The sequence below is a fragment of the Streptomyces sp. NPDC026575 genome (assembly GCF_055567415.1).
This window is the reverse complement of the sequence record NZ_JBVHQM010000027.1, coordinates 100716-120037: the sequence shown is the minus strand read 5'-3', so window position 1 is coordinate 120037 and position 19322 is coordinate 100716. Positions and strand designations below refer to the sequence as shown.

The following is a 19322-nucleotide window of genomic DNA, read 5'->3' as shown; positions in this document are numbered from 1 at the left end:
GGTACCTCCCACGCCCTTTAGGCAGTGGGGGAGCAACGGCGACAAACCACCACGGCGGGACAGCCGACAACGTGGGACATCAGCCAAGCGCAGCGCTACCGGTATACATCGAGGCGATGATCGCCTCGATGTCCGGTTCCCGGACCGACAGGTCCACCAGCGGGTACCGCTCGGCGATCGCGGCGACCAGTGGGGCCGCGCTCTGTGCGGCGCCGAACGCCAGCCACTGGCGGGGGCCTTCGACCCGGACCGTGCGGGCGCCCGGGACGCCCTCGATGGGCGGCAGTTCCCGCTCCAGGTCGACCATCAGCGTCCGCTCGCCGTCGGCGGCCGCCCGCAGCCCGTCGAGGCCGCCGTCGTAGACCAGGTGACCGTGGTCGATGACCATCACCCGGCGGCACAGCTGCTCGATGTCGGTCAGGTCGTGGGTGGTCAGCAGGACCGTGGTGCCGCGCTCGGCGTTCACCTCGCGGAGGAACTGCCGGACCTTCGCCTTGCTGATGACGTCGAGGCCGATGGTCGGCTCGTCCAGATAGAGCACCTCGGGGTCGTGCAGCAGCGCCGCCGCGATATCGCCGCGCATCCGCTGCCCCAGGGAGAGCTGGCGTACGGGTACGGCCAGCAGCGGGGCGAGGTCCAGCAGTTCCACGCAGCGGTCGAGGTTGGCGCGGTAGACGGCGTCGGGGACCCGGTACATCCGGCGCACCAAGTCGTAGGAGTCCTTCAGCGGCAGGTCCCACCACAGCGTGGTGCGCTGGCCGAAGACCACCCCCATCCGGCGGGCGAGCCGGGTCCGTTCGCGCGCCGGGTCGATGCCGGCGACCCGCAGCCGGCCGCCGCTGGGCACCAGAATGCCCGTCAGCATCTTGATGGTGGTGGACTTCCCCGCGCCGTTCGGCCCGATGTAGCCGACCATCTCGCCGCGCGGCACCTGGAAGGTGATGCCGTCCACGGCCCGCACCTCCTGGCGGACCCGGCGCAGCCGGCCCGCCCTGCGCCGCACCGTGAAGGTCTTCTCGACGCCGTCCACCACGATCAGCGGCTCCGCCGCGGCCCCGTCACCGCTCACTCCACGACTCCTTTTCGTATCCGCTCTTCGATGGTGTGTCAGCTGCCGGTGCTGCGGTACGCGCGCAGCCCGCGCCGCCAGGCCAGCGCGGCCCCCGCGCACATCAGCGCCGCGACCGCCGGCCCCAGGAAGTCCACCCAGCCGGGCAGCCCCAGCGGGTCCTCCCGGCCCAGCAGCCGCAGCGCCGGCAGCCAGTTCACAAAGGCCAGCGGGACCAGGAAGGTCACCCCGCGCACCAGGTCCCGGGCGAACACGGTCGGCGGGTACTGCAGCAGGGCGTTACCGCCGTAGGTGAAGGAGTTCTGCACCTCGGCGGCGTCCTGCGCCCAGAACTGGAAGGCGGCGCCGGTGGTGAACACCGCCCCGAAGATGGCCGTACCGCACCCGATCATCAGCGGCACCATCAGCGCCCGGCCCGCCGTCCAGTCCACCTCCAGGCGGGTCAGCGACCAGCCGAGCACCAGCAGCGCCTGGGTGATCCGGCCCAGCCGGCGCAGCGCGAAGCGGTCCGCGGCGACCTGCGCGAAGACCGGTACGGGGCGCAGCAGCAGGATGTCGAGGGTGCCGTCGCGCACCCGCCGCCCCAGCCGGTCCATGCTGCCCAGCAGCAGATCCGCCAGGCCCAGCGCGGCACCGGACGTGCCGTACAGGAACGCCACTTCGGGCAGCGAGAAGCCGCCGAGGGCGTCGATCTGCGAGAACATCAGCATGATCGCGACGAAGTCCAGGGCGCAGGCGGCGAAGTTGCCGACCGTCATCATCACGAACGACGCCCGGTAGGCGAGCGTGGAGCGCACCCACATCCGCACGATCAGCCCGTACGCGAAGAACCCCTGAGCCACCCGGCCGCCCGCCTCAGCCACCGTGCACCACCACCTTGCGGGTCGCCGCGGACTGCACCAGCCGGCCCAGCGCCAGCAGCACCGCGCCCCACACCGCCTGGAACGCCAGCCCCCGCAGCAGCGCGCCGCCGCCGCGCGCGCCCACCAGCACATCGACCGGAACCTGCAGGATCGCCGCCCACGGCAGCAGTTGGGCGATCTGGCCGAAGCCGCCGGGGAAGACCCGCAGCGGCAGCACCATCCCCGAGAAGAACAGGCAGGCCAGGCCGCTGATCAGGGCCAGCCCGGTGCCGTCCAGCAGCCAGAACGACGCCAGCGCCACCAGATAGCGCAGGGCGAAGCTGACCACCACGCCGAGCGTCACCGAGACAAGGAACCAGCCCCATCTCGCCGGGTCGGCGGGCAGCGCGAGCGGGAAGACCAGCGCGCCCACCGCCATCGGCACCACCCCGCGGCCGATCAGCTGCAGCGCGGCCCGCCCCAGGTCCGCGGAGAGCCACCACACCTGAAGGTCCGCGGGCCGGTAGAGGTCCACCGCGATGTCGCCGGTGCGGATCCGCTCCTGCAGCTCGTCCAGGCCCCCGCCGGCCATCAGCGACGAGGCCGCCAGCAGCGCCTGCGCGGTCCAGACGAACGTCAGCGCCTGCGCCTGGTCGTAGCCGCCCAGATGCGGCCGGGCGTCCCACAGCGCGATGTAGGTGTAGGCGACGATGAAGCCGAAGACGGTGTTGGTGAAGACGCCCGCCACGGTGGCGACCCGATAGGTGGCATACCGCCGGAAGCTGCCGGCCGCCACCGCCACGTACCACACGCCCCGCTCCCCCCTGATCCCGTTGTCGCCGGACGGCAAACACCGGAGCCTAAGCGGCGGCCACGGCGGGCACCATCGATTTACCACCCGTTCGGGTGAGCCATGGGCGCCATTCAGCCGGTCAGGTGGCGGACCCGGGTGCGTGCCACCCCCTCTGACCGGGGCGCATGATGCGAGAGTTGCCCGACGGGCCACAGTTACATTTCCGGCGTACGGCGCGAAAACCCCGACACGACACCGATCCGCCGCGGTACAACCTTCGGCGGCGGCCGAGGAGTCCATACAGACATGAGCGGACAACGCACAGGCTGGCGCCGGGCCCTGCCCAGCTGGCGCACGATGCTCGGCACCGTGCTGCTGTTCCTGCTGATCGTCATCGGCGGCCTGATCGGCGGCTACCTCCTCGTCGAGATCCCCCCGGCCAACAGCGCCGCCAAGGCCCAGAGCAACGTCTACCTCTACTCCGACGGCTCCGAACTGGCCCGCGACGGCGAGGTCAACCGGCAGAACGTGCACCTGGGCCAGGTCCCCGAGCGCGTCCAGCAGGCCGTACTCGCCGCCGAGGACCGCGACTTCTACGCCGAGTCCGCGATCGACCCCGGAGCCATGCTGCGCGCCGCCTGGAACACCGTCACCGGCAAGGGCAAGCAGTCCGGCTCCACCATCACCCAGCAGTACGTCAAGAACTACTACCTCGGCCAGGAACAGACCCTCACCCGCAAGGCCAAGGAGTTCTTCATCGCCATCAAGCTGGACCGCGAGGTGAGCAAGGACAACATCCTGGAGGGCTACCTCAACTCCAGCTACTACGGCCGCAACGCCTACGGCATCCAGGCCGCCGCCCAGGCCTACTACGGCCGCGACTCCCAGCGGCTGACCACCGCTCAGGGCGCCTACCTCGCCGCCCTGCTCAACGCCCCCAGCGCCTACGACATCACCGCCCACCCCGGCAACCGCTCGCGGGTGCTGGCGCGTTGGAACTACGTTCTGGACGGCATGGTCGAGCAGAAGTGGCTCAGCCCCGGCGAGCGCGCCGCGATGCGCTTCCCCACCCCCCGGCCCGCCAAGACCTCCGCCGGCCTGACCGGCCAGCGCGGCTACCTCGTCGAGGCCGTCAAGGACTACCTGACCGACCACCACATCCTCGACGACACCACCCTGCGCGCCGGCGGCTACCGCATCCACACCACCCTCAGCAAGCGCCGCCAGAACGCCTTCGTCGAAGCGGTCAACAGCCGCCTGATGGACCGGCTCGACGACTCCCGCGAGGTCGACCGCTACGTCCGGGCCGGCGGCGCCTCCATCGACCCCAGGAGCGGCCGGGTCGTCGCCCTCTACGGCGGCATCGACTACGCCAAGCAGTACGTCAACGGCGCCACCCGCAGCGACTACCAGGTCGGCTCCACCTTCAAGCCGATCGTCTTCGCCTCCGCCGTGCAGAACCGCTCCACCACCCAGGACGGCGAACGCATCACCCCCCACACCCTCTACGACGGCACCAACAAGCGGATGGCGGTCAGCCACGGCCGCTCCACCGGCTTCGCCCCCGCCAACGAGGACGACCGCTCCTACGGCCCGATCACCGTCACCGAGGCCACCGACAAGTCCGTCAACGCCGTCTACGCCCAGATGGGCATCGACGTCGGCCCCGGCAAGGTCAAGGACACCGCCGTCGACCTGGGCATCCCCGCAGCCACCCCCGGCCTCGCCTCCTCGCAGGGCGCGATCTCCCTGGGCACCGCCACCCCCAGCGTCCTGGACATGACGCAGGTCTACGCCACCCTCGCCCAGCACGGCAGCCTGCGGCCGTACACCCTGGTCGACAAGGTCACCAGGAGCGACGAGGAGATCGAGCTGCCCGAGCGCGAACGGACCACCGCCCTCACCCGCGAGGCCGCCGACACCACCACCTCGATCCTGCGCAGCGTCGTCGACGGCGGCACCGGCACCGCCGCCCAGCAGGCCGGGCGGCCCGCGGCCGGCAAGACCGGCACCGCGGAGGAGGACAAGGCCGCGTGGTTCGCGGGCTACACCCCCGATCTCGCCACCGTCGTCGCCGTACTGGGCCAGCACCCGGAGAGCGCCGCCCAGCAGCCGCTGTACGGAGCGGCGGGGCTGCCCCGGGTCAACGGCGGCGACTTCCCCGCCCAGATCTGGGCCGACTACACCGCGGCGGCCCTGCGCGGGCACCCGGTGCGCGACTTCGACCTGCACCTCGCGGAGGGCGCCGAGTCGGCCTCGCCGTCCGCCGAGCCCTCCGACAGCCTGTCGCCGTCGCCCGGCGCCTCGGACTCCCCGGCCCCCGGCCCGTCGGGCACTCCCCCCGGCAGCAGCACGCCGCCCACCAGCGCCCCGACGACCCCGCCGGCCACCGTGCCGCCCTCCCCGACCGTCCCGACCCAGACCCCGCCGACCAGCGAGCCCACGGAGGACTTCCCGACCGTGGGACCGGTCGAGGAGGATCCCGAATGGCAGCGGCGGAGACGCTAGGGGCGGGCGGGGGCCGAGCCGGGTGTCACGTCAGTGGCCGGAGGTCGCCTTGAGGCCCACGACCGCCACCAGCAGCAGGCAGATGAAGAAGATCCGGGCCGCCGTCGCCGGCTCGCCGAGCACCATCATCCCGACCACCGCCGCACCGGCCGCCCCGATGCCGACCCACACGCCGTAGGCGGTACCGATCGGCAGGGTCCGCGCCGCGTACGAGAGCAGCACCATGCTGACCACGATGCCCGCGCCGGTGAACACACTGGGCCACAGCCGGGTGAAGCCGTCGGTGAACTTCATCCCGATCGACCAGCCCACCTCCAGCAGACCGGCGACCACGAGCAGGATCCATGCCATGACGGCACCTCCGTGAAAGAGCTTCAACAGGGGTGCGTCGTCTTGTCCTGACCCGGTACGGCGCGTCTCGTCGGGGTGCTCCCGAGGCTAGCAAAGGACAGCGAAACGGGCGGTGACACCCGTCACCGCCCGCCTCCCTGCAGCTACCGGCCCGTCCTTCTACAGGTACAGCCCCGTCGAGTCGTCCGCGCCCTCCAGCCGCTCCGCGGCCACCGCGTGCAGATCGCGCTCGCGCATCAGCACATACGCCACACCGCGCACCTCGACCTCGGCCCGGTCCTCCGGGTCGTACAGCACCCGGTCGCCCACCTCGACGGTCCGCACGTTCTGCCCGACCGCGACCACCTCGGCCCAGGCCAGGCGCCGGCCGACGGCAGCGGTCGCGGGGATGACGATGCCCCCGGACGAGCGGCGCTCGCCCTCGGGGATGTCCGTCCGGACCAGCACGCGGTCGTGCAGCATCCGGATCGGCAGCTTGTCGTGGGTGTCCTTGGTGTTATTCGGGGTCACGGCACGACCGTACCTGCCCGGCGGAGCCCGCCACGCATCGCGGGCCGGGTCGCGCCGCACCGAAACCGGTCCACCGGCGCCCCGGCCGCCCGCCGGTCAGCGGCGCCGCTTGGCGCGCAGCGCCAGCAGCCCCACCACGGCCACACCGACCATCGCCACCGGAACGACGCGCTCCAGCCGCGGCGCCCCGTCCGACGACACCAACTGCGCCCGGACGTCGCAGACCGCGCGATTGACGACCACATACGCCCGCCCCGCCGTACGGTCCACGGCGGCCGCCGCCTTCGCCTTCACCTCACCCATGATCGTCTGCGGGTGCAGCCGCACCCCGATCTCGTCGAGCGTGACGGCGAGCTCCTGCCGCCTGCGGGCGATGTCCGCCTCGATCTGCGCCGGGGTCCTGGCCTCCGCCACCGCGCTGCCTCCGTCGTCTCGCGCCATTCGTGATGGACAGTCTGTCAGCTCACACCCCCGTACGCCCCACAGCACCCCCGTTTCGCGCACCACGGCCGCCCCACCAGCACCGACCGGCCCCCGGCTCCACGCGCCGGCACCGCCCCCGCTCCCCCCGCCCGCCCCGGCTGGCTAATGTCGGGGGCGTACGGATCCACCCACAAGGAGAGCCATGAGCGAGCGCAGTGAGCGCATCATGGCCGCGCCTCGCGAGTGCGGGGCCCAGCGAAGCGAGGTTTCGGCATGAGCGAGCGACTGCAGCCCGGCGACACCGCCCCGGCCTTCACCCTGCCCGACGCGGACGGCAAGCAGGTCTCGCTCGCCGACCACAAGGGCCGCAAGGTCATCGTCTACTTCTACCCGGCCGCACTGACCCCCGGCTGCACCAAGCAGGCCTGCGACTTCACCGACAACCTCGACTTCCTGGCCGGCCACGGCTACGAGGTCATCGGCATCTCCCCCGACAAGCCCGAGAAGCTCGCCAAGTTCCGGGAGAAGGAGGACCTCAAGGTCACCCTCCTCGGCGACCCGGACAAGGCCGTGCTGGAGTCCTACGGCGCCTTCGGCGAGAAGAAGCTCTACGGCAAGACCGTCACCGGCGTCATCCGCTCCACCGTGATCGTCGGCGAGGACGGCAAGGTCGAGCGGGCGCTGTACAACGTCAAGGCCACCGGCCACGTCGCCAAGATCATCAAGGACCTGGGGCTGTAGCCGCCAGCTCCACCACCCGGTCCGGCAACTCCAACACGGCCTCGGCGCCGCCCTCCGCGGCGGCGCCGAAGTCCAGCCGCGCGCCCAGCACCTCCGCCTGGCCGGCCGCGATCGTCAGCCCCAGACCGTGCCCGGTCCCCCGCTCCGGCGCCGCCGTACGGAACCGCCGCGGCCCCTCCGCACACAGCTCCGGCGGATAGCCCGGACCGTGATCGCGCACCACGATCCGCGCCCCGGCCACCACCACCTCGATCGGCGGCTTACCGTGCTTGGCCGCGTTCGCCAGCAGGTTCACCAGCACCCGCTCGACCCGCCGCCGGTCGGTCTCCACGATCCGCGGCTCGCCCTCCACGATCACCGACACCTCGTCCACCCCGCGCTGGCGCGCCGCCCGCTTGACGATCCCGCGCACCAGCGACGGCAGCTCACAGGCGTCCAGATCGGCCCGCTCCACCCCCGCGTCCAACCGGGAGACCTCCAGCAGATCCTCCACCAGCCGCCGCATCGCCTGCGCCCGATCCTGCACCAGCTCCACCGCCCGCGGCTGCGGCAGCAGCTCCGCCGCCGCCACCAGACCGGCCACCGGCGTCCGCAGCTCATGCGCCACATCCGCGGTGAACTCGCGCTCCGCCTCCACCCGCGCCGCCAGCGACGTCGCCATGTGGTGCACGCTGCGGCCCAACTCGGCCACCTCGTCCCGGCCGTTGCTCGCCAGCGCGTCCGCGTCCGGCGGCTCCCCCGCCGCGATCCGCCGCGCCGCCGCCGCACTCAGCCGCAGCCGCCGCGACAGCCGCTGCGCGACGAACCACGACACCACCGCCATCAGCACGACCGTGCCGCACCCGGCGATCAGCAGCGCCCGGTCCAGCGCCACCTGCGTCGGATCGTCGTCCGGATACGCCGCCGACACCGACAGCGACCGCTCCGGGGCGCTCCCGTCGCCCTCGCCGACACCGGTCGCCGCCCACACCCGCGGATCCTCACCGCCGCTGACATACGTCCCCGACTGGTTGTCGAACACCGCCTCGCGCAGCGGCAGCGGCAGCGCCGCGTCGTCCAGCTGCGCGCCGAGCACCAGCTTGCCGTCCCGCTCGTAGATCTGCAGCGCCGAACTCAGCCGGTCGTCCTGGTACGCCCGCGCCGCGCGCTCCCGCTCGGCGTCGGCTATGTGGTGCACGGCGAAACCGAGCACCACCACGGCCAGCGCCGTCATACACGAAATGGCCAGCGCGATCCGGCCTCGAATGCCCATCACGCGAGGTTGTACATCTCCGTCGTGTCACCGAGCGGCGTCGAGCCCTCATAGGTGACCTCAAGGCCGGTGAACGCCAGCCGGCCGTCGACCGGCTTCGCCCCGAAGAGCCGGAACGTCGCCGGGAACCCCGCGTCCGTGCCCGCACCGGCGGCGGTCTTGACCACCTGCACCACACCCGTCCCCAGCGCATCCCGCGACCCGTACTTCTGCCAGGTGATCGCGGTCGCCACCATCCCCGCGTCCGCGCAGGTCAGCGTGATCACCCGAGGCTTGATCTCCGGCTCGCCGATCCCGCAGTCCCGCACCCCCGGCAGACCCCGCGCCTCCTTGGCGTCCTCCTTGACGTCCTGCACCGCGGAGGTCTTCGGCGCCGTGTCCACCGCCGACGCGCGATCCGGCGCCTGGCCGAACCACACCCCGCCGGCCGCCAGCGCGGTCACCCCGACGAAGGCCAGCAGCGCGGTACGGCCCCGGCCCCAGCGGGACCCTTCGCGGTCCGTCATCACGATCTCCTCCCGGGAGCCACGCCCCGTACCCCCACCAGCAAACACGAATGCCGCGCCCGGCGCCCACACTCTCCCGTCCCTGCCACACAGGCTGGTTGCTCGCATACTGCGGTGACCGCGCGGCTGTGTACCAGTCCTGTAACAAGCCCTGCGACACCCCTTGGCGCGCCCGGCCACCGCACCCCCGCACGACCCCGGCGAAGGGTGACGCACCGCACGTCATCCGGCCGGACGGGTTTGATCCGCGCGCCACCGCGCAGGCGTTATCTGTCGTACGCCACCCCCTAGCGCACCCGCGCGCTGCCCGACCGAGAGGACCGCCCAGTGCCGACCGGCAGCACCGAAGCCGACCGCACCCCCGACCAGGACCCGGCAGCGCTCAAACGCCACCGCGCCCTCTTCCGCGCCGTCGCCCGCCGCAGGAACCCCCGGCTGCGCCGCACCGACATCACCGTCACCGACGAACGCGTCGTCAAGCGCGCGGTGAAGGCCGCGGCGCTCGGCAACGCCATGGAGTGGTTCGACTTCGGCATCTACAGCTACCTCGCGGTGACCATCGGCAAGGTCTTCTTCCCCGGCGGCAGCGACACCACCAGCCTGCTGTCGTCCTTCGCGACCTTCGCCGTGGCCTTCCTCGTACGGCCCCTGGGCGGCGCCTACTTCGGCCCCCTCGGCGACCGCGTCGGCCGCAAGAAGGTCCTCGCCCTCACCATGATCATGATGGCCGCGGGCACCTTCTGCATCGGGCTGATCCCCTCCCACGCGGCCATCGGCTTCTGGTCCCCGGTCCTGCTCATCGCCTTCCGCCTCGTCCAGGGCTTCTCCACCGGCGGCGAGTACGGCGGCGCCTCGACGTTCATCGCCGAGTACGCCCCCGACAAGAAGCGCGGCTTCTTCGGCAGCTTCCTGGAGCTGGGCACCCTGATCGGCTACACCGGCGCCGCAGGCATCGTCCTGGTGCTGAACACCGCCCTCGGCGACGACGCCATGCTCGCCTGGGGCTGGCGGCTGCCCTTCCTGATCGCCGGCCCGCTCGGCCTGGTCGGCCTCTACCTGCGGATCAGACTCGACGAGACCCCCGCCTTCCAGAAGTTCGAGGCGGCCCACACCCACAGCGCCACCGGGTCCGTCGTCGAGGCGGAGGCGGAGTTCTCCCACCTCTCCGAGAACGCCCCCAAGAAGAAGCTGGGCGAGATCTTCGCCCAGCAGTGGCCCACCCTGATCCTGTGCATCGCCCTGGTCGGCGCCTACAACATCACCGACTACATGCTGCTGTCCTACATGCCGACCTACCTCACGGACACCCTCCACTACCAGGAGTCCCACGGCCTGCTGATCCTCCTGGGCACCATGGTCGCGCTGATGTGCGTCATCAGCACCGTCGGCAGGCTCAACGACCGCTACGGCCGCAAGCCCCTGCTGATGGCCGGCATGCTGGGCTTCCTCCTCCTCGCGATCCCCGCCTTCCTCCTCGTCAAGCAGGGCTCACTGGCCGCCGTCTGCCTCGGCACGGCCCTCCTCGGCCTCAGCCTGGTCTGCCTCCTGGGCACCATGTCCGCCGCCCTGCCCGCCCTCTTCCCCACCCACGTCCGCTACGGCTCCCTCTCCATCGGCTACAACGTGGCCGTCTCCCTCTTCGGCGGCACCACCCCCCTGGTGATCACCGCCCTCATGGACGCCTTCGGCAAGAACGTCATGGTCCCCGCCTACTACACGATGGGCGCCGCCCTCGTCGGCGTCATCGCCGTGGCCTGCATGAAGGAGACCGCCCAACAGCCCCTGGAGGGCTCCCCGCCCTCGGTGGCCACCAAGGAAGAGGCCGTGGAACTCATCACCGCCCAGACGACCGAACCCCGCTTCTGACGACTCCCCGCCCCGGCTTACTCGCTCTGCGTAACCACCGCCCCGCGCGCTCGTTGACCTGTTCGAGAGTCGACAGAGCGCACGGGGCGGGCCTGGCGCGCTGGAACCGAGGGGGAAGCATGGCGGTCAGTCCGTACACCCGGGAGCGGCTGGAGGCCGCGGCGTCGTCGTCGCGGACGCTGTCGGAGGCGCTGGGGAAGTTGGGGGTGGATCCGCGGAGTCCGAAGCGGAACTACCTCAGGGAGCGGATGAGGAAGCTGGGGGTGGACACGTCGCACTTCGAGCGGGAGGGGGTGCGGTGGACGAAGGAAGTCCTGGAAGCGGCGGTGTCCGTCTCGACGAACATGTGCGAGGTGCTGCGCCACTTGGGCCTAGAGGTCGTCGGCGGACACCACACGCACATCAGCCGGCGGATCAGGGCGTACGGGATCGATACGTCGCACTTCCAGGTACCGACCACGCGAGGCAAACCCTGGCGTCCCCGGACACCCGAGGCTCTGCTCGTCGAGCAGCCGGCCGCACAGGCCCGGCGGGTCCCGAGCGACCGCCTCAAGCGGGCGATGGCAGACCTGGGCATCCCGGAACGATGTGCCCTCTGCGGAAGGGGGGCGGTCTGGCGAGGGCACCCCCTGCCGCTCGAAGTCGACCACATCAGTGGCGACTGGCGGGACAACCGCATCGAGAACTTACGGTTGCTCTGCCCGAACTGCCACTCGACGACGGACAATTACCGCGGTCGGGGAAAGCGGCGCATCAAGGATGGCGCCGCATGAGCCGTGGTGTGCAGTACACCCGCGAGCGGTTAGCGCAGGCAGCCGCTCAGTGCTCCAGCATCGAAGAAGTCATCGCCTTCTTCGGCACACGGCCATACGCCAGACTCGATCGCTACCTCGTGAATCGCTTCGCGCACTTCGGGATAGACATCTCGCACTTCAGTCACCCCGGCAGGCTCCCCCGCCCCACACCCGAAGAGTTGCGTGTGGCGGTTGCCGAGTCGATCTCCATCGCAGGGGTCCTTCGCCACCTGGGACGCCCCGACAGCGGCACGCAACGCGCGCTGTTGCGCCTGTGGATCGGCGAGCAACGCCTGGCGACTGCGCACTTCCTGGGGCAGGCTCATCGACGAGGTGGACCAGGCATGACCCGTACCGGACGGCCTGAGGAGATCCTGGTTCAGCACAGGGGCGAACGCCGGACCAGGACCGCGCTGCTGCGCCGCGCCCTCCACTCGATCGGCGTGCCCGAAGAGTGCGCCGGATGCGGGGTCGGTCCGCAATGGCGCGGCAAGCCCATGACGCTGGAGGTCGATCACATCAACGGGGACTGGAGCGACGACCGGCAGGAGAATCTGCGGTTTCTGTGCCCCAACTGCCATGCGATCACCTCCACCTGGTGTCGAGGAGGTCGACGGCGCACCCCATAACCGACGTCTCCCCACCGGTACGCGACCTCGCCCAGTAAAGTAGGCGGCGGCACAGGCGCCCGTACGCCAAGGGCTGAGCGGCGATCTTTAGGTGGTCGTGTTTGTCGGTTCGAATCCGACCGGGCGCACGGAAGAACAGGCCTCGCACCTTCGATTCGCAGGTGCGAGGCCTGCTTCGTGAAGTCAGCCCAACAGCTCCCGCACCACCGGCGCCAACGCCCGGAACGCCTTCCCCCGGTGGCTGATCGCGTTCTTCTCCTCGGCGGTCAGCTCGGCGCAGGTGCGGGTGTCCCCGTCCGGCTGGAGGATCGGGTCGTAGCCGAAGCCGCCGGTGCCGGCGGGGGTGTGGCGCAGGGTCCCGTCCAGGGTGCCCTCGACGACGCGCTCGGTGCCGTCGGGGAGGGCGAGGGCCGCGGCGCAGGCGAAGTGGGCGGCGCGGTGCTCGTCGGAGATGTCGGAGAGCTGGGCGAGGAGCAGGGCCAGGTTGGCCTGATCGTCGCCGTGGCTGCCGGCCCAGCGGGCGGAGAAGATGCCGGGGGCGCCGCCGAGGACGTCGACGCACAGGCCGGAGTCGTCGGCGACGGCCGGGTGGCCGGTGGCCTGGGCGAGGGCGTGCGCCTTGAGCAGGGCGTTCTCCGCGAAGGTGGCGCCGGTCTCCTTCACGTCGGGGATGTCGGGGTAGGCGTCGGCCCCGACGAGTTCCACGTCGAGACCGGCCGCGTCGAGGATGGCGCGGAGCTCGCGGACCTTGCCCGCGTTGCGGGTGGCGAGGATGAGGCGGCGGGGGGTCGCGGGGCGTCCGGCGGATTCTGGCTGCATGGGAGGTGATTATCCCGGCTACCCCGGGGTGCAGATCTTCGTCATCTCGCTGGTGCCGTCGACGATCGGCTGGATGTCGGGGGCCTTGTTGTCGGCCAGCGCCTTGCGGGCGTCCTTGATGCCCTTGTTCGTCTTGTCGATGGCCTTGGACAGCTCGGGGTCGCTCGCGTCCTTGCTGAGCTTCTGCAGGTTCTTGTCGATGTTGTCGAGGGCCTGCTCGGACTCCTGCGGGTCGGTCAGGGCGTTGTCAGCGGCCTGCTGGAGCTTGTCGACGGCGTTGACGACGGAGGTGGCGGTCTTGGCGCAGTCCGTGGCCTTCTGGATCGCCCCGCAGGAGGAGAGCAGCGGTATCGCGAGGGTGGCGGCGGCCAGGACGGCGAGTGCGGTGGGGGCGGGGCGGCGCGTACGGGCGGTGCGGGCGGCCATGGAGCGGTTCCTTCCCTTGGGTCATGCGCGGGCAAAGGAAGAAACGCGGGGCGGGGTTGTTTGGTTGCCCGAACCGGCAAGCGGGGGGAGGGAGTTCGGACATCGGGGGCGGGGTGCGGCGGCGTCCGGCGGGCGGACCGGGCGCCGCGCGGTCCTGCGCGGCGCCTTCCGGCCCGGCCGCGGGTGGTCGCCGGCGCACCGGCCGGCGACGAACCGCCCCGGGGGTGGTCAGAGCGTGCGGGCCAGTGCCGCCCGCTGGGCGCCGTCGAGTTCGGCGCAGCCGGCGACCGCGAGGTCGAGGAGGGCGTTGAGTTCGTCGCGGGCGAAGGGCTCGGCCTCGGCGGTGCCCTGGACCTCGACGAAGCGGCCGTCGCCGGTGCAGACGACGTTCATGTCGGTCTCGGCGCGGACGTCCTCCTCGTAGCACAGGTCGAGCAGGGGGGTGCCGTCGACGATGCCGACGCTGACGGCGGAGACCGTGCCGGTGAGCGGCTGGCGGCCGTGGCGGATCAGCTTCTTGTCCTTGGCCCAGGTCAGGGCGTCGGCGAGGGCGACGTAGGCGCCGGTGATGGCGGCGGTGCGGGTGCCGCCGTCGGCCTGGAGGACGTCGCAGTCCAGGACGACGGTGTTCTCGCCGAGGGCCTTGTAGTCGATGACGGCGCGCAGCGAGCGGCCGATGAGGCGGCTGATCTCGTGGGTGCGGCCGCCGATCTTGCCGCGGACGGATTCCCGGTCGCCGCGGGTGTTGGTGGAGCGGGGCAGCATCGAGTACTCGGCGGTGACCCAGCCTTCGCCGGTGCCCTTGCGCCAGCGCGGTACGCCTTCGGTGACCGAGGCGGTGCAGAAGACTTTGGTGTCGCCGAAGGAGATCAGGACGGAGCCTTCGGCGTGCTTGCTCCAGCCGCGTTCGATGGTGACCGGGCGGAGCTGTTCGGGCGTGCGGCCGTCGATGCGAGACATGGCGTAGACCCTATCGGCAATGACGAGGGCCCCACTCCGGGGCGGTGGACCGTCCGGGGCGGGGCCTTCGGGGGTGAGCGCACGCGGCGCGGCGGGAGCCGGGCGGTCGCGCTCACCCGCTCACATCATGTCTTCGATCTCCGCGGCGATGGGGTCGGCGTCGGTGCCGATGACGACCTGGATCGCGGTGCCCATCTTGACGACGCCGTGCGCGCCGGCGGCCTTGAGGGCGGCCTCGTCGACCAGGGAGGCGTCGTTGACCTCGGTGCGGAGGCGGGTGATGCAGCCCTCGACCTCTTCGATGTTGTCGAGTCCACCGAGCCCGGCGACGATCTTCTCAGCCTTGCTGGCCATGTCCACTCCTGCTTGTCTCGGCCGCCGGCGGTTCAGCCGCGCGGTTTTCACACCGTAACGCACGTTCAGCCCATCATTGCGGGCGTTCGTCCGCTTTCTGACGAAGGATGGTGATCACGGATGGCGATCACCGCGGTGCGCACCGGACGACCGGAAAGGCGTCCGGTGCGCACCGAGTGGTCTACACCATCAGTATGCGGCAAGCGCCGGGGCGGTTGCCGACGGGCCGACCGCCGGGAGGAGGCAGATGAGCGCGAACGCGGCGGCCTCGGCACCGGGCAGGAGCCGGTGGGCGAACCTCTTCCAGGGGCTGCAGAAGATGGGGCGCAGCCTGCAGCTGCCGATCGCCGTCCTGCCCGCCGCCGGCATCCTCAACCGCCTGGGCCAGCACGATGTGTTCGGCAAGGACGGGCTGGGCTGGAACGCGGTCGCCAAGGTGTTCGCGGCGGCCGGCGGTGCGCTGCTGGACTCGGGGCTGGGGCTGCCGATGCTGTTCTGCGTCGGCGTGGCGATCGGCATGGCGAAGAAGGCGGACGGTTCGACGGCGCTGGCCGCGGTGACCGGCTTCCTCGTCTACTACTCGGTGATGCACGCGTTCCCGGCGGGCTGCGCCGCGGGCCAGACCTACTCCCAGGCGGGCCTGTGGAGCGGGGTGTGCGTGGACACCAAGGCGCACGTGACGCAGGCCGCGTACCAGAACCCGGGGGTCTTCGGCGGCATCGTCATGGGGTTTCTGTCCGCCTACTTCTGGGTGCGCTTCCACCGGGTGAAGCTGGTGGACTGGCTGGGCTTCTTCAACGGCCGCCGGCTGGTCCCGATCATCATGGCGTTCATCGGCGTGGTCTTCGCGGTGGCGTGCCTGCTGGTCTGGCAGCCGATCGGCGACGCGCTGACCAGCTTCAGCGAGTGGCTGACGGATCTGGGGGCGTGGGGTGCCGGAGTCTTCGGCGTCGCCAACCGCGCGCTGCTGGTGATCGGCCTGCACCAGTTCCTGAACACCTTCGTCTGGTTCCAGTTCGGCAGTTTCACCAAGCCGGACGGCACGGTCGTGCACGGCGACATCAACCGCTTCATGGCGGGCGATCCGAGTGCGGGGCAGTTCACCACGGGCTTCTTCCCGATCATGATGTTCGCGCTGCCGGCGGCGGCCCTGGCGATCGCGCACTGCGCGCACCGGCACCGCCGCACGGAGATCGCGGGCATGATGCTCTCGGTCGGCCTGACGTCGTTCGTGACGGGCGTGACCGAGCCCATCGAGTACGCGTTCATGTTCGTCGCACCGGCGCTGTACGTCCTGCACGCCGTGCTGACGGGTGTGTCGATGGCGGTGAGCTGGGCGCTGGGGGTGCACGACAGCTTCAGCTTCTCGGCGGGGCTGATCGACTACGTCATCAACTGGGGGCTGGCGACCAAGCCCTGGCTGATCCTTCCCATCGGTCTGTGTTTCGCGGCGCTCTACTACGCCGTCTTCCGCTTTGTGATCACGAAATTCGATCTGCAGACGCCGGGCCGCGAACCGGATGAGATCGGCGATGCGATGGAGCGGGAGAACATCAAGTAGCGGGAGAACGGTGAATAGGGCCTCCGCGACGTCGGCGGATTCCCGGCCCGCTTTCCCGCCGGCGACGGCTCTACGGCCTCCCACCTGGCCTTCTGCGGCACGCCCCGCGGGCCTTGTGCGGCCTGGCCAGGGACCCGGTCGCCATGTGGTCCACACCACTTGGAAGAATGGATTCCTTTGCGCCGGGCCTCCGTGCTAAGAATGGTCTAAACCACCGGTGGTGTAGACCAAGGTGTAGACCAACGAGCGGGCCGTCCCCCCTTTTCGAGCGCCCGCCTCTCCAGGAGGAATCCGATGAGTTCGGCCACCGCCACGGCGGCCCCCCAGAAGAAGGGCCGCGGCTCCAACGCCATGGCAGTGGCCCAGCGCATCGGCCGCAGCCTCATGCTGCCGATCGCCACGCTGCCGGCCGCCGCGCTGATGGTCCGCCTGGGCCAGGACGACATGCTCGGCCGGGAGTCGCTCCCCGCCTTCCTCAACAAGATCGCCGAGTTCATGGCGGCCGGCGGCGGCGCCCTCCTGGACAACATGCCGCTGCTGTTCGCGGTGGGTATCGCCATCGGCTTCGCCAAGAAGGCGGACGGCTCCACCGGACTGGCCGCCGTCGTCGGCTACCTGGTCTTCAGCAAGGTGCTGGCGACGTTCTCGGACGACAGCCTCGCCAAGGTCGACAAGGTGGTCGACGGGAAGATCGTCCAGGTCGCCCAGCCCGCCGACGCCAAGGTCCTCGGCGGTGTGGTGATGGGCATCGTGGTCGCCCTGCTCTACCAGCGCTACAGCCGCAAGAAGCTCCCCGACTGGCTGGGCTTCTTCAGCGGCCGCCGCCTCGTCCCGATCCTGTCGTCCTTCGCGGGTCTGCTGCTCGGCATCGTCTTCGGCTACGTCTGGCCGGTCCTCGGCGCCGGACTGCACACCTTCGGCGAGTGGCTGGTGGGCTCCGGGGCCGTCGGCGCGGGCATCTTCGGCGTCGCCAACCGCGGTCTGATCGCGGTCGGCATGCACCACCTGCTGAACTCCTTCCCCTGGTTCCAGGCCGGCGACTACGACGGCAAGCACGGCGACATCGCCCGCTTCCTCGCCGGCGACCCGAGCGCCGGGCAGTTCATGACCGGCTTCTTCCCGATCATGATGTTCGCCCTCCCGGCCGCCTGCCTGGCGATCACCCACTGCGCCCGCCCCGAGCGCCGCAAGGCCGTCGGCGGCATGATGTTCTCCCTCGCGCTCACCGCCTTCGTCACCGGCGTGACCGAGCCCATCGAGTTCACCTTCATGTTCATCGCCCCGGTGCTCTACGCGATCCACGCGGTACTGACCGGTGTCTCGATGGCGCTGACCTGGGCGCTGGGCATGAAGGACGGCTTCGGGTTCTCCGCCGGCGCCATCGACTACGTACTCAACCTGGGCATCGCGACCAAGCCGTTCATGCTGGCCCTGGTCGGCCTGTGCTTCGCCGTCGTCTACTACGTGGTCTTCCGCTTCGCCATCACCAAGTTCAACATCCCCACGCCGGGCCGCGAGTCCGACGAGGAGATCGCCGAACTGGAAAAGGCCCAGTTCAAGGGCTGATCCACCCCGCCGGAAAACCACCGGAAGGGCCCCGGAACCATCTGGTTCCGGGGCCCTTCCGGCGTCTGGTTCGGGGGCCGTTCGGCGTTTGCTTCCGAGGCCCTCGGGTGTCCGGTCCCGGGGTGGCTCGGGCGCCTGATTCCGGGCGCCTCCGGGGCCGTTCGGCGTCGGTCCGCGGCTCTCGCGGCCCCCGGCACCCGGCACCCGGGAATACCGCCCGGCCCCACCCCGTTGTGGCCCCGCAGGGGGCCCTCGCATCCCCTACGGAATGCGTTCGCACGCCCCCTAATGGCCCCGGCCCCCCGCGCCCCGCCGCTCAGATCTCGTACACCGCGCCGGCCTTGGCGACCTCGACCGGGCCGTCGTAGACCTTCTGCGCGTCGCGGATGTTGATGTCCGGGTCGGTCCACGGCGGGATGTGGGTCAGCACCAGCCGGCCGGCGCCCGCCCGCCGCGCGTGCTCCCCGGCCTCCCGGCCGTTGAGGTGCAGCTCGGGGATGTCTTCCTTGCCGTAGGTGAAGGACGCCTCGCACAGGAAGAAGTCGGTCCCGGACGCCAGCTCGTCCAGCGCGTCGCAGGGGCCGGTGTCACCCGAGTACGTCAGGGAGCTGCCGTCGTGCTCGATCCGGAAGCCGAACGACTCCACCGGGTGGCTGACCCGCTCCGTACGGACCGTGAACGGCCCGACGGTGAAGGTGCCCGGCTCCAGCGTGCGGAACTCGAAGACCTCGCTCATCGCGCCGTCGTGCGGAAGATCGGCGTGCGCGACGGTCAGCCGGCGCTCGGTGCCGGCCGGCCCGTAGACCGGCATCGGCTCGCACCGTCCACCGTCCGGCCGGTAGTAGCGCACCACGAAGTATCCGCACAGGTCGATGCAGTGATCGGCGTGCAGATGCGACAGGACCACGGCGTCGAGGTCGTAGAGACCGGAGTGGCGCTGCAGCTCGCCCAGGGCGCCGTTGCCCATGTCGAGGAGCAGCCTGAAGCCGTCGGCCTCCAGGAGGTAGCTCGAACAGGCCGATTCCATGGAAGGGAACGACCCCGAGCATCCGACGACGGTGAGCTTCATACGGGCGTGAACCTCCGTGGGCGGGGGCGGTATGGGAGCCTCCCCTGCTCGAACGCCGTTGAGAGCTCGGGGAAGGGTCCATGCGGGCGGCCCGGCGGCCTTACCGGGTCGGTGCCGGGTCCTTGAGCGGTCTGTGCGGTGCTCCCGAGCGTAAGGCGCAAAAGGTCGCGTGGCTCCTCCAGCGGGGCGAGCTGTGGGCGGAATCACCAGTCCGGGCTGACGGCCCGTACGCCCGTACGTAGGCGCCGCCGCCGTGTCCCGCGCCGCGCCGCGGCCCTCGTGG

At 70.9% G+C, this 19322-nt stretch carries 20 protein-coding genes, 1 tRNA gene and 1 riboswitch; of the genes, 8 read left to right on the top strand and 13 right to left on the bottom strand.

Annotation, left to right across the window (positions count from 1 at the left end; translation table 11 throughout):
• Nucleotides 1-79 precede the first annotated feature (79 nt).
• Genes ACZ4NB_RS30725 through ACZ4NB_RS30715 form a run of 3 tightly spaced genes read right to left on the bottom strand, consistent with a single transcriptional unit; the run spans nucleotide 80 to nucleotide 2722 of the window.
• Entirely contained in the window at nucleotides 80-1069 is a 990-nt protein-coding gene (locus ACZ4NB_RS30725; RefSeq protein ID WP_467666308.1) for an ABC transporter ATP-binding protein, read from the bottom strand.
• Between the two features lie 38 nt (nucleotides 1070-1107).
• Nucleotides 1108-1872 carry an ABC transporter permease gene (locus ACZ4NB_RS30720; RefSeq protein ID WP_467666314.1) on the bottom strand — a complete coding sequence of 255 codons (765 nt, stop codon included), beginning with the start codon at nucleotides 1870-1872 and terminating at the stop codon, nucleotides 1108-1110.
• 52 nt (nucleotides 1873-1924) lie between these two features.
• Entirely contained in the window at nucleotides 1925-2722 is a 798-nt protein-coding gene (locus tag ACZ4NB_RS30715; RefSeq protein ID WP_393500763.1) for an ABC transporter permease, read from the bottom strand.
• A gap of 288 nt (nucleotides 2723-3010) precedes the next feature.
• Here ACZ4NB_RS30715 and ACZ4NB_RS30710 point away from each other — a divergent pair, with 288 nt between their 5' ends.
• Nucleotides 3011-5212, top strand: a complete 2202-nt coding sequence (locus tag ACZ4NB_RS30710) for a transglycosylase domain-containing protein (protein ID WP_467666307.1) — start codon at nucleotides 3011-3013, stop codon at nucleotides 5210-5212.
• Nucleotides 5213-5242: 30 nt separating this feature from the next.
• Here the strand turns inward: ACZ4NB_RS30710 and ACZ4NB_RS30705 are convergent, their stop codons facing one another.
• The 3 genes from ACZ4NB_RS30705 to ACZ4NB_RS30695 form a co-directional block, all read right to left on the bottom strand.
• On the bottom strand, nucleotides 5243-5563 hold the full coding sequence (locus tag ACZ4NB_RS30705) for a DMT family transporter (RefSeq protein ID WP_393500660.1): 321 nt from the start codon (nucleotides 5561-5563) through the stop codon (nucleotides 5243-5245).
• A gap of 31 nt (nucleotides 5564-5594) precedes the next feature.
• Nucleotides 5595-5660: riboswitch (guanidine-III (ykkC-III) riboswitch) on the bottom strand.
• 62 nt (nucleotides 5661-5722) lie between these two features.
• Nucleotides 5723-6073, bottom strand: a complete 351-nt coding sequence (locus ACZ4NB_RS30700; protein WP_393500663.1) for a GroES family chaperonin — start codon at nucleotides 6071-6073, stop codon at nucleotides 5723-5725.
• A gap of 96 nt (nucleotides 6074-6169) precedes the next feature.
• A complete protein-coding gene (locus ACZ4NB_RS30695; RefSeq protein ID WP_467666313.1) occupies nucleotides 6170-6487 on the bottom strand; it encodes a DUF3618 domain-containing protein in 318 nt (105 codons plus the stop codon).
• 282 nt (nucleotides 6488-6769) lie between these two features.
• On the opposite strand from ACZ4NB_RS30695, the gene bcp reads away from it, so the two are divergent.
• The gene (gene bcp, locus ACZ4NB_RS30690) at nucleotides 6770-7237 is read left to right on the top strand and encodes a thioredoxin-dependent thiol peroxidase (RefSeq protein WP_467666306.1); all 468 of its coding nucleotides are present in this window, start codon (nucleotides 6770-6772) and stop codon (nucleotides 7235-7237) included.
• Here the strand turns inward: bcp and ACZ4NB_RS30685 are convergent.
• Both ACZ4NB_RS30685 and ACZ4NB_RS30680 read right to left on the bottom strand, forming a co-directional pair.
• On the bottom strand, nucleotides 7218-8489 hold the full coding sequence (locus ACZ4NB_RS30685; RefSeq protein WP_467666305.1) for a sensor histidine kinase: 1272 nt from the start codon (nucleotides 8487-8489) through the stop codon (nucleotides 7218-7220). The two genes, bcp and ACZ4NB_RS30685, sit on opposite strands and share 20 nt — an antisense overlap.
• Nucleotides 8489-8995 carry a hypothetical protein gene (locus tag ACZ4NB_RS30680; RefSeq protein WP_467666304.1) on the bottom strand — a complete coding sequence of 169 codons (507 nt, stop codon included), beginning with the start codon at nucleotides 8993-8995 and terminating at the stop codon, nucleotides 8489-8491. Before ACZ4NB_RS30680 ends, ACZ4NB_RS30685 begins: the two co-directional genes overlap by 1 nt.
• A 327-nt stretch (nucleotides 8996-9322) precedes the next feature.
• On the opposite strand from ACZ4NB_RS30680, the gene ACZ4NB_RS30675 reads away from it, so the two are divergent.
• The 4 genes from ACZ4NB_RS30675 (at nucleotide 9323) to ACZ4NB_RS30660 (ending at nucleotide 12412) form a co-directional block, all read left to right on the top strand.
• Complete coding sequence (locus tag ACZ4NB_RS30675; RefSeq protein WP_467666303.1) at nucleotides 9323-10861, top strand: MFS transporter; 1539 nt, start codon at nucleotides 9323-9325, stop codon at nucleotides 10859-10861.
• Nucleotides 10862-10980: 119 nt separating this feature from the next.
• On the top strand, nucleotides 10981-11634 hold the full coding sequence (locus tag ACZ4NB_RS30670) for an HNH endonuclease (protein WP_467666302.1): 654 nt from the start codon (nucleotides 10981-10983) through the stop codon (nucleotides 11632-11634).
• The gene (locus ACZ4NB_RS30665; protein ID WP_467666301.1) at nucleotides 11631-12284 is read left to right on the top strand and encodes an HNH endonuclease signature motif containing protein; all 654 of its coding nucleotides are present in this window, start codon (nucleotides 11631-11633) and stop codon (nucleotides 12282-12284) included. Before ACZ4NB_RS30670 ends, ACZ4NB_RS30665 begins: the two co-directional genes overlap by 4 nt.
• A gap of 55 nt (nucleotides 12285-12339) precedes the next feature.
• A tRNA-Leu gene (locus ACZ4NB_RS30660) sits at nucleotides 12340-12412 on the top strand.
• A 55-nt stretch (nucleotides 12413-12467) separates the two neighbouring features.
• Here the strand turns inward: ACZ4NB_RS30660 and rdgB are convergent.
• The 4 genes from rdgB to ACZ4NB_RS30640 all read right to left on the bottom strand — a co-directional run bounded on the left by rdgB (nucleotide 12468) and on the right by ACZ4NB_RS30640 (nucleotide 14843).
• Nucleotides 12468-13103 (bottom strand): RdgB/HAM1 family non-canonical purine NTP pyrophosphatase, encoded by a 636-nt coding sequence (gene rdgB / locus ACZ4NB_RS30655; protein ID WP_467666300.1) that lies wholly within the window; start codon nucleotides 13101-13103, stop codon nucleotides 12468-12470.
• 18 nt (nucleotides 13104-13121) lie between these two features.
• Nucleotides 13122-13529, bottom strand: a complete 408-nt coding sequence (locus ACZ4NB_RS30650; protein WP_467666299.1) for a hypothetical protein — start codon at nucleotides 13527-13529, stop codon at nucleotides 13122-13124.
• A 228-nt stretch (nucleotides 13530-13757) separates the two neighbouring features.
• Nucleotides 13758-14489: a ribonuclease PH gene (gene rph, locus ACZ4NB_RS30645; RefSeq protein ID WP_384440695.1), complete on the bottom strand. Its 732-nt coding sequence runs from the start codon at nucleotides 14487-14489 to the stop codon at nucleotides 13758-13760.
• A 120-nt stretch (nucleotides 14490-14609) separates the two neighbouring features.
• Nucleotides 14610-14843: a PTS sugar transporter subunit IIB gene (locus ACZ4NB_RS30640; RefSeq protein ID WP_018542266.1), complete on the bottom strand. Its 234-nt coding sequence runs from the start codon at nucleotides 14841-14843 to the stop codon at nucleotides 14610-14612.
• A gap of 247 nt (nucleotides 14844-15090) precedes the next feature.
• Between ACZ4NB_RS30640 and ACZ4NB_RS30635 the strand changes: the two genes are divergently transcribed.
• On the top strand, nucleotides 15091-16404 hold the full coding sequence (locus ACZ4NB_RS30635; protein ID WP_467666298.1) for a PTS transporter subunit EIIC: 1314 nt from the start codon (nucleotides 15091-15093) through the stop codon (nucleotides 16402-16404).
• 294 nt (nucleotides 16405-16698) lie between these two features.
• Nucleotides 16699-17970 (top strand): PTS transporter subunit EIIC, encoded by a 1272-nt coding sequence (locus ACZ4NB_RS30630; RefSeq protein WP_467666297.1) that lies wholly within the window; start codon nucleotides 16699-16701, stop codon nucleotides 17968-17970.
• Between the two features lie 316 nt (nucleotides 17971-18286).
• On the opposite strand, the gene ACZ4NB_RS30625 is transcribed toward ACZ4NB_RS30630, so the two are convergent.
• Nucleotides 18287-19039 (bottom strand): MBL fold metallo-hydrolase, encoded by a 753-nt coding sequence (locus ACZ4NB_RS30625; RefSeq protein WP_467666296.1) that lies wholly within the window; start codon nucleotides 19037-19039, stop codon nucleotides 18287-18289.
• Between the last annotated feature and the right edge of the window lie 283 nt (nucleotides 19040-19322).